This is a genomic window from Sphingobium chlorophenolicum, from assembly GCF_000722875.1.
GTDB classification, from domain to species: Bacteria; Pseudomonadota; Alphaproteobacteria; order Sphingomonadales; family Sphingomonadaceae; genus Sphingobium; species Sphingobium chlorophenolicum.
This window is the reverse complement of sequence record NZ_JFHR01000027.1, coordinates 50642-60422: the sequence shown is the minus strand read 5'-3', so window position 1 is coordinate 60422 and position 9781 is coordinate 50642. Positions and strand designations below refer to the sequence as shown.

The following is a 9781-nucleotide window of genomic DNA, read 5'->3' as shown; positions in this document are numbered from 1 at the left end:
TCGTACCAATCCCCCACCCCAACCCCTCCCCTGAAGGGGAGGGGCTTCATCGAGGCTTCAGCGCGTCGGATAATTGGGCGCTTCCCGCGTAATCGTCACGTCATGCACATGGCTTTCCGAAAGCCCGGCATTGGTGATCTGGACGAAGCGGGCGCGTTCCTGCAAATCCCTGATCGTGGCGCTGCCGGTATAGCCCATGGCCGCCTTCACCCCGCCGACAAGCTGGTGGATGACATCCTTCGCCGGACCCTTGAACGGCACCTGGCCCTCAATGCCTTCGGGCACCAGCTTCATCTGGTCCTTGATGTCCGCCTGGAAATAGCGGTCCGCCGAACCACGCGCCATCGCACCGACCGAACCCATGCCGCGATAGCTCTTATAGGCGCGGCCCTGATAGAGGAAGGTTTCGCCCGGCGCCTCCGCCGTGCCTGCCAGCAGCGACCCGACCATGACGCAGCCCGCGCCCGCCGCCAGCGCCTTCGCCACGTCGCCCGACGTGCGCAGGCCGCCGTCCGCGATCACCGGCACGCCCTGCTTCGCCGCTTCCTCGGCCGAATCCATGACGGCGGTAAGCTGCGGCACGCCGACGCCCGCGACGACGCGGGTGGTGCAGATCGAACCGGGGCCGATGCCCACCTTCACGCAATCCGCGCCCGCGCCGATCAGCGCCTTGGTCGCTTCGGCGGTGGCGACGTTGCCCGCAACCACCTGAACATGGTTGGACAGTTTCTTCACCGCCTCGACCGCGACGGCCACCTGCCTGCTGTGACCATGGGCGGTGTCGATGACGATCAGGTCGCATTCCGCGTCGATCAGCGCCTTGCTGCGCTCCAGCCCCTTGTCGCCCACGGTCGACGCCGCCGCCACGCGCAGGCGGCCCGATGCGTCCTTGGTCGCCTGCGGATAGGTGACGGCCTTTTCGATATCCTTGACCGTGATCAGGCCGACGCAATGATATTGATCGTCCACCACCAGCAGCTTTTCGATGCGGCGCTGGTGCAGCAGGCGCATCGCTTCGTCCTGGCCCACGCCGGTCTTCACGGTGGCCAGATTGTCGTGAGTCATGAGTTCGCTGACCGGCTGGGCCGGATTTTCGGCGAAGCGCACGTCGCGGTTGGTGACGATGCCGACCAGCTTGCCCGACGCCTCCACCACCGGAATGCCGCTGATCTTGTGCCGCTCCATCAGCATCTGCGCGTCGGCCAACGTGGCGCTGGGGGTGATGGTGATCGGGTTCACCACCATGCCGCTTTCGAAACGCTTGACGGCGCGCACCGCGTCCGCCTGCTCCTCCACCGACAGGTTGCGGTGCAGCACGCCGATCCCGCCCAACTGCGCCATGACGATGGCCATGTCCGCCTCCGTCACCGTGTCCATGGCGGAGGAGAGGATCGGGATGTTCAGCTTGATCGCCCGCGTCACATAGGTGCTGGTGTCCGCCTGGCTGGGCAGCACATCGGATTCGGCGGGCTGCAGAAGCACGTCGTCAAAGGTGAGGCCGAGGCGGATATCCATGTGAAAGCCACTTTCTGCTGCGGGACCGGCCAGGGGGGATAGCCGGTCGCTGGGGGATTCGTGGCGGCCCATGTAACCATTAAGCAGGAAAACAGCCAGACCCCCGGCGATATTTTATTGCGCGGGGTGGGTGGGTGGAGGCGGACCTATCCTAATCCTCCCCATCGGGGGATGGGGAGGGTCGACGAGAGTCACGTGACTCTCTTCGACGGCCGAAGGCTGGTGGAGGGAAAGGGGCACGACCTCCGAATTTCCCCTCCACCACTCGCTTCGCGAGCGGTCCCCCTCCCCATCTCTCGATGGGGAGGAATAGGATAGGTCCGCTTCTATGCGGACGCGCCCACTGGAGCCATCCCGCATAACCCGCTATCCCCTGCGGCCATGCCTCAGAATCATCTCTATCTCGTCGACGGCAGCGGCTATATCTTCCGCGCCTATCACCAGCTTCCGCCGCTCACCAACAAGCATGGGCAGCCCGTGGGCGCGGTCTATGGCTACACCACCATGCTCTGGAAGCTGGCCGACGAACTGGGCAAGGCGGAAGGCCCGACCCACCTCGCCGTGGTGCTGGACAAGGGCAGCCACACCTTCCGCAACGACATGTACGACCAGTATAAGGCGAACCGCCCGCCCGCGCCGGAGGATCTGGTTCCCCAATTTCCGATGATCCGCGACGCAACCCGCGCCTTCTCCCTCCCCTGCATCGAGGAAGCGGGGTTCGAGGCCGACGACATCATCGCCAGTTACACCAAGGCCGCCGTCGCGCAGGGCTGGCACGTCACCATCGTCAGTTCCGACAAGGATCTGATGCAGCTCATCCAGCCCGGCGTCGATATGTACGACACGATGAAGAATGAGCGGCGCGGCGCCGACTATGTGATGAACAAGTTCGGCGTGCAGCCCGAACAATTGGGCGACGTGCTGGCGCTGATGGGCGACAGCGTCGACAATGTCCCCGGCATTCCCGGCATCGGTCCCAAGACCGCCGCCAAGCTGATCACCGAATATGGCGGGCTGGAAGCGGCGCTGGAAGCCGCGCCTTCGATGAAGAAATCGAAGATGCAGGAAAATCTGATCGCCCATGCCGACATGGCGCGCCTGTCGCGCAGGCTGGTGGCGCTGCATGACGCGATGGACCTGCCCGAACCGCTGGACGATCTGACCCTCAAAGGCATTCCGCTGGAGCCGCTGCAGGCCTTCCTCGAACATCATGGCTTCAAGTCGCTGCTGGCCCGCGCAGGTGCGCCCGCCGCAGCGGTAGCCATCGCGACTGCAGCCGCCGCCGTCAGCGAAGCCACGCCCCCCGCCGCCCCGGTCCATGAGGAAGAGCCGCCCATCGACCGCAGCCTCTACGAAACGGTGGTGACGGAGGAAGCGCTGGACCGCTGGATCGCCGTCGCCCATGCGGAGGGGCTGGTGGCCGTCGATACCGAGACGGACATGCTCGACTGCGTGTCCTGCGCGCTGGTCGGCGTCAGTCTGGCCGTCGGTCCGAACGCCGCCTGCTACGTGCCCGTAGGCCATGGCGGCAAGGACATGTTCGCGGAGAAGCCCGACCAGCTTCCCCTCGCGCTTGTCCTCGCCAAGCTGAAACCGCTGCTGGAGGACGACAGCGTCCTCAAGATCGGCCAGAATCTCAAATATGACATCACGGTCCTGCGTCGGCACGGCATAGAGATCGCTCCCTATGACGACACCATCGTCATGAGCTTCGACCTCGACGCGGGGCAAAGCCTGGCGGGCCACGGCATGGACGAGGCGGCGAAAGCCCACCTCAATCACATCTGCATCAGCTTCAAGGATGTCTGCGGCACCGGCAAGAGCCAGATCAGCTTCGCCGAAGTCCCGCTCGACAAGGCGACCGAATATGCCGCCGAGGATGCGGACGTCACGCTGCGCCTGTGGAAATTGTTCAAGACCCGCATCGCCAACGAAGGCGCGACCCGCGTCTACGAACTGGTCGACCGTCCGCTCGTCTCAGTCATCGCGAAGATGGAGCATGAGGGCATCAAGGTCGACCGCGAGGCCCTTTCCCGCCTCTCCGCGGAGTTCACGGCGGGAATCGCCGCGCTGGAAACCGAAATCCACGGCCTTGCGGGCCAACCCTTCGCCATCGGCTCCACCCAGCAACTCGGCGCGATCCTGTTCGACAAAATGGGTTATAAGGGCGGCAAGAAGGGCAAGTCCGGCGCCTATTCCACGGACGTCACCATCCTTGAGCAATTGAAGGTGCAGGGGGCGGAAATCGCGGGCAAGGTATTGGACTGGCGGCAGCTATCGAAGCTCAAGTCGACCTATACCGACGCGCTTCAGGCCCAGATCAACAGGGACACCAGCCGCGTCCACACCAGCTACAGCCTGTCAGGCGCGCAAACCGGCCGCCTGTCGTCGACCGATCCCAATCTCCAGAATATCCCGATCCGCACCGAAGTGGGCCGCCAGATCCGCCACGCCTTCGTCGCGGAGCCGGGCAATGTCATTCTGGCGGCGGACTATAGCCAGATCGAACTGCGTCTGGCCGCCCATATGGCCGACGTTCCCGCGCTGAAGGAAGCCTTCGCGAACGGCGAGGACATTCACGCCGCCACCGCCCAGCAACTGTTCGGGGAGGTCAACCGCGACACGAGAGGCCGGGCCAAGACGATCAACTTCGCCATCCTCTACGGCATCAGCCGCTGGGGCCTGGCCGGGCGGCTGGAGATCAGCGCGGACGAAGCTCAGGACATGATCAGCCGTTATTATGAGCGTTTCCCCGGCATCAGCATCTACATCACCGACACGATCGAAAAGGCGCGTTCAAGGGGCTATACGGAGACGCTGTTCGGGCGGAAGACATGGTTCCCGCGTATCAAGGCATCCGTCCAGCATGAACGCCAGGGCGCAGAGCGCGCCGCGATCAACGCCCCGATCCAGGGCACCAGCGCCGACATCATCAAACGCGCCATGGCCCGCATGGGACCGGCGCTGGCGGCGGAAGGGCTGCATGACGTAAAAATGCTGCTGCAGGTGCATGACGAACTGGTGTTCGAACTGCCGGAGGACGACGTGGAGCAGGCCAGCGCCGTCATCCGCCGCGTGATGGAGGGCGCCGCCGAACCGATCGTGAAGCTGAGCGTGCCGCTGGGGGTGGAGATCGGCCATGGCCCAAGCTGGGGCGCGGCGCACTAGGCCGTATCGACATTCAGCCCAAAAAATCTCTCTCCCGTCATCCCCGCGAAGGCGGGGATCCATCTCCCAATTATTGTGCTGGATGCAAGGTCAGGAGAGGGATTCCCGCCTTCGCGGGAATGACGAAAAAAAGATCAACACGGCCTCAACCCCGCGCGTAGCGATCCTCATACCGCACGATATCGTCCTCGCCCAGATATGTCCCGGTCTGGACTTCGATGAACACCACCGGAATTTTGCCTGGATTCTCCATCCGATGCTTCTCCCCGGCGGGTACATAGATGGACTGGTTCTCCGTCAGCAGCGTCACCGCATCGCCGATCGTGACCTTGGCCGTGCCCTCGACCACGATCCAATGTTCCGACCGGTGGAAATGGCTTTGCAGGCTCAATGATTGCCCCGGCTGCACGACGATCCGCTTCACCTGGAACCGTTCGCCCGCCAACAGCCCTTCATACCAGCCCCAGGGCCGGTGTTCCTTGGGGAAACTTTCCGCCTGTGCCGCGCCCTTTTCCTTGAGCGCCTCGACCGCCAGCTTCACATCCTGGGAGCGTGACTTGTCCGCGATCAGCACCGCGTCGTTCATCGCCACCGCGATGATGTTGTTGAGGCCGATGCCGACCAGTTCCATTCCCTCGCTGTCGGAGCGCAGCAGCGTGTCGCTGCAATCGATCGCCGTCGCCTCGCCGCTGACGGTCACGCCCGCCGCGTCCGGCCCGGCATGGCTCCACACCGCGTCCCAGCCGCCCAGGTCCGACCAGCCCGAATCATAGGGCACGACCGACAGATTGCCGGCCCGTTCCATGATCGCATAATCGATGGAAATGTCCGGCGCGGCGTCCCACGCCTTCGCTGCCAGCCGCAGGAAGCCCAGATCGCCCTCGGCCGCCTCCACGGCAGGCCGCACCGCCGCCAGCACGTCGGGCGCATGCTTTTCGAAGGCGGCGATCAGATCCTTGGCCGCGAACAGGAAAATCCCCGCATTCCAGAGGTGATCGCCGCTCGCCAGCATTTCCTGCGCCCGCGCCGCATTCGGCTTCTCCACGAAACGAGCCAGCTTGATCGGCTGTCCCGACCCATCCGGCCGGGCGACGACCTGCAAATAGCCATAGCCCGTCTCCGGCCGCGTCGGCTGGATGCCGAAGGTCACCAGATCGTCCGCATTGGCTGCTTCCAGCCCCCGGCTCACCGCCGCATGAAAGGCCGAGACATCCGGCACCACCTGATCCGAAGGGGCGACCAGCATAATAGCGTCCGGATCGCCTGCCACCAGATGCAGCGCCGCCGCCAATATGGCAGGCGCGGTATTACGCACCGAAGGCTCGATGATGATCGCCTGCGCGTCCACCCCTTCCTCCGCCAGTTGCTCGGCCACGATGAAGCGGAAGGTCGCATTGGTCAGCACCACCGGCCGGGCAAAGGCAAAACCTTTTCCCGCACCCGACAGCCGATGGACCACGGAACGGAACAGCGTCTGCTCGCCCAACAAAGGCACGAACTGCTTGGGATAGGATTTGCGTGACAGGGGCCAAAGTCGAGTCCCCGACCCGCCAGCCAATATCACCGGGGTAACAACCGCAACGCTCTTGTCCGACATGCAACTCTCTCAGAAATTCGCGATGCTTATAGCCGCTCTGAGAATCTAAGCCAGAATTCCTCAATAAAAAAAGCGGCCCGCAATCAGGGCCGCTTTCCTTTCAATCGAACAGCTCTTCCAGAAAGCTCTTCTTCCGTTTGTTGCGATAATATCGCCCATCGTCGCGGTCCGGCCGGTAGCTTGGCTGCGGAGGCGGAACGCCGCCCGCCGAACGCTCGATGATCTTGTCCAGCTCGCCCCGGTCCAGCCAGACGCCCCGGCATTGCGGGCAATAGTCGATCTCCACCCCCTGCCGGTCCGTCATGGAGAGGCCCACATGACAGACCGGGCAGAGCATGGCCGACACCGCGGCCTGATCGCGCATCGGGATTTATTCCCGCTCGCCGGTCAGGCTCAGCAGCATCTGAAACAGGTTGACGAAGTTAAGGTACAGCGACAGCGCGCCCATCACCTGCATCTTCTGCGCGACTTCATGGCCGGCATAATAGAAATATTCCGACTTGATGCGCTGCACGTCCCAGGCTGTCAGGCCAGTGAACACCACGACGCCGATGATCGAGATCACCATCTGCATGGCGGACGAGCCGATGAAGATGTTGATCAGGCTGGCGACCAGGATGCCAATCAGGCCCATGATCAGGAACGACCCGAATTTCGACAGGTCGCGCCCGGTCGTATAGCCCCACAGCGCCATCGCCAGGAACATCACGGCGGCGGAGAAGAAGGCCTGGGCGATCGACCCGCCGGTGAAGACCAGGAAGATGCTGGCCAGCGACACGCCCATCACCGCCGAAAAGGCGTAGAAGGCCATGCGCGCACCCGCGGTCGTCATCTTTTCCATGCGGAAGCTGAAGAAGAATACGAAGGCCAGAGGCGCGAAGATCGCCACCCACTTCAGCGGCGTGCCGAAGATCGCGGCGGCCAGCACCGGTGTATTGCCGATGAAGGCGGCGACCAGCCCGGTGATGACCAGGCCGATACCCATATTGCGGAAAACGCCCAGCATGTGCGCGCGCAGCCCGGCATCGGTCTGCGCCGTCTGGCTCGCACCATAGCCCGGCATACGAACGGGATTGTTCACGGCGTCAATACTCCATCCAAACATCAGTTACGGCCAAAACAGCCTTTGGATCGAGTGGCTCAGCGCGGTCTTCGTGAGGCTTAAAGGGGGGACAAACACTCACGAACCTGCACCGAGCACACTCGATGCGGTCCGACATCACGGCTGAACTGTGTCGCCACATCCAACCGCCAGAGGGGCCCGGCCCGCACAGGCAATATCGGGGGACCAACGCGCCAATGCAAGGGGCGGCGCGGGGAACGGACTTTCAGCAATAATTTGTTACAATCGCCGGCTGACGTCCGGGTCAGGATTTTGCGACGACGGGCTCCGCCTGATCTTCGCCGCGCCGACCGCGACGCCGCACACCAGACCCAGCGCGACGCCCGCCGCGACATTGCCGGTCGCAGCACCGATCCCTGCGCCCAGCGCCAGGCCAAGACCGACAAAACCCGCTTTCATAATCCCGTCTTCCTTTTCCCGACGCCCGGCACGGCAAGGACGCCCCGGCGGATGAGCGGCCTATAGTAAACCGGAACGCTCCCAGATAGCGAGGGCTGTTGACGCTTCGAGCGAACCGCCGCATGGCGTCATCCCATGAGCGACCAGTTCACCCCCGCCCAGCAGCACGCCGACGCGCCCCTGCGCCTGTTCAACAGCCTGACGCGCGCGGTCGAGCCCTTCGCGCCGATCCAGCCGAACCATGCCCGCGTCTATAGCTGCGGCCCGACCGTCTATAATTATGCCCATCTCGGCAATCTGCGCGCCTATGTCTTCACCGACACGCTGCGCCGCACCTTGCTGTGGAAGGGGCTGGACGTCACCCACATCATCAACATCACCGATGTCGGCCATCTGACCAGCGACGCCGACGCCGGAGACGACAAGATGGAGGCCGCCGCCCGCGCCCAGGCGAAGAGCATCTGGGACATAGCGGCCCATTATACCGACGCCTTCAAGCGCAACATCGCGGATCTCAACATCATCGCGCCCAGCGAATGGACGGTCGCCACCGATTATGTGCCGCAGATGATCGCCTTCGCCGAGAAGATCGCGTCGGCCCATTGCTACGAACTGGAAACCGGCCTTTATTTCGACAGCAGTAGCGTGCCCGATTACGGTGCGCTTGCCGGGGGCCGCGACGACGCGGCCCATGCCCGCATCGACCCGGTCGCGGGCAAGCGCAATCCCAGCGACTTCGCCATCTGGCGCAAGTCCCCGCCGGGCGAGCAGCGGCAAATGGAGTGGGATTCCCCCTGGGGCAAGGGCGCGCCGGGCTGGCATCTGGAATGCTCGGTGATGAGCGAGGCGCGGCTGGGCCATCCGTTCGACATCCATACCGGCGGCATCGACCATCGCGAAATCCACCACCCCAATGAAATCGCTCAGAATCAGGCCTATTGCGCCTGCAACGATGCCCAGCCCGGCTTCACTGGTGCGCAATGGTGGATGCACAATAACTTCCTGGTGGATCGCCAAGGGAAGATGAGCAAGTCGAAGGGCGGCTTCACCACGCTCTTCTCGCTGATCGACGCGGGCGTGCATCCGCTCGCCTATCGCCTGCTGTGCCTGGGCGCCCATTATCGCAGCGAACTGGAATTCAGCGCGGAGAGCGTGAGCGCGGCCCTCACCCGCCTGAAACGTCTGGTCATGGGCGTGGAAAACCTCAAGGCCCGCGCCGAGGGGATCACCTGGCAATCGCTGCGCCTCGACTGGTTGCGCGCCAATTTGCACCCGAAGCTCGCCCCGCTGCTCGAACAGTTCGACGCCGCTATCAGCGACGACCTGATGACGCCCCGCGCCCTTCCCCTGCTGGAAGAAACCATCGCCATGAAAAAGGTGCCGGTGGACGAAAAGCTGTGCCTGCTCGCCGCATTCGATCAGGCTTTGGGTCTCAACCTGCTGACGCTCGGCCGCGCCGACCTGCGCATCCAGCCCAGGGACGCGCAGATCGCGCCAGACGAAATCGAAGCCGAACTCGACCGCCGCCAGACCGCCCGCGCCGAAAAGGACTTCGCCCTGTCGGATGAAATCCGCGATGCCCTGATCGCGCGCGGGGTGGAGGTGATGGACGGCGATCCACTCCGCTGGGACTGGCGTTTGGCGCTGGCTTGATTTTACCTCCTATATAATGTGCTCCCGCGCAGGGACTTGGGCCGGACAGAGTGATTTGAGGGGTTAGCCGACCTATTCTATTCCTCCCCATCGAGAGATGGGGAGGGTCGAAGAGAGGCACGTGACTCTCTTCGACGGCCGAAGGCTGGTGGAGGGGAATAGGGCACGACCTCCGAATCTTCCCCTCCACCACCGCTTTCAGCGGCGTCGAAGAGAGTCACGTGCCTCTCTTCGACCCTCCCCACGCTGCGCGTAGGGAGGAATTTAACGTCCGCCATTAGCCATTCCCCAACATTTCCGAATTTATTCCCTACCGGCCTGGGCAA

At 63.6% G+C, this 9781-nt stretch carries 7 protein-coding genes; 2 read left to right on the top strand and 5 right to left on the bottom strand.

All coding sequences use genetic code 11. The annotated features are described in order from the left end of the window. Positions 1-57 precede the first annotated feature (57 nt). Positions 58-1515: an IMP dehydrogenase gene (guaB, locus tag BV95_RS12800; protein WP_037452387.1), complete on the bottom strand. Its 1458-nt coding sequence runs from the start codon at positions 1513-1515 to the stop codon at positions 58-60. A gap of 381 nt (positions 1516-1896) precedes the next feature. On the opposite strand from guaB, the gene polA reads away from it, so the two are divergent. Continuing rightward, positions 1897-4683 carry a DNA polymerase I gene (gene polA, locus BV95_RS12795; protein WP_037452385.1) on the top strand — a complete coding sequence of 929 codons (2787 nt, stop codon included), beginning with the start codon at positions 1897-1899 and terminating at the stop codon, positions 4681-4683. 145 nt (positions 4684-4828) lie between these two features. Here polA and BV95_RS12790 read toward each other — a convergent pair whose 3' ends face one another. The 4 genes from BV95_RS12790 to BV95_RS12775 form a co-directional block, all read right to left on the bottom strand. After that, entirely contained in the window at positions 4829-6280 is a 1452-nt protein-coding gene (locus BV95_RS12790; RefSeq protein ID WP_037452382.1) for a mannose-1-phosphate guanylyltransferase/mannose-6-phosphate isomerase, read from the bottom strand. A 100-nt stretch (positions 6281-6380) separates the two neighbouring features. Further along, a complete protein-coding gene (locus BV95_RS12785) occupies positions 6381-6644 on the bottom strand; it encodes a TFIIB-type zinc ribbon-containing protein (protein ID WP_013847630.1) in 264 nt (87 codons plus the stop codon). Positions 6645-6650: 6 nt separating this feature from the next. Then, positions 6651-7343, bottom strand: coding sequence for a Bax inhibitor-1/YccA family protein (locus tag BV95_RS12780; protein ID WP_037452379.1), 693 nt, complete (start codon positions 7341-7343; stop codon positions 6651-6653). A gap of 279 nt (positions 7344-7622) precedes the next feature. Beyond that, complete coding sequence (locus BV95_RS12775; RefSeq protein ID WP_037452376.1) at positions 7623-7802, bottom strand: hypothetical protein; 180 nt, start codon at positions 7800-7802, stop codon at positions 7623-7625. 135 nt (positions 7803-7937) lie between these two features. Here BV95_RS12775 and cysS point away from each other — a divergent pair, with 135 nt between their 5' ends. Then, the gene (gene cysS, locus BV95_RS12770; RefSeq protein WP_037452373.1) at positions 7938-9455 is read left to right on the top strand and encodes a cysteine--tRNA ligase; all 1518 of its coding nucleotides are present in this window, start codon (positions 7938-7940) and stop codon (positions 9453-9455) included. Positions 9456-9781 lie beyond the last annotated feature (326 nt).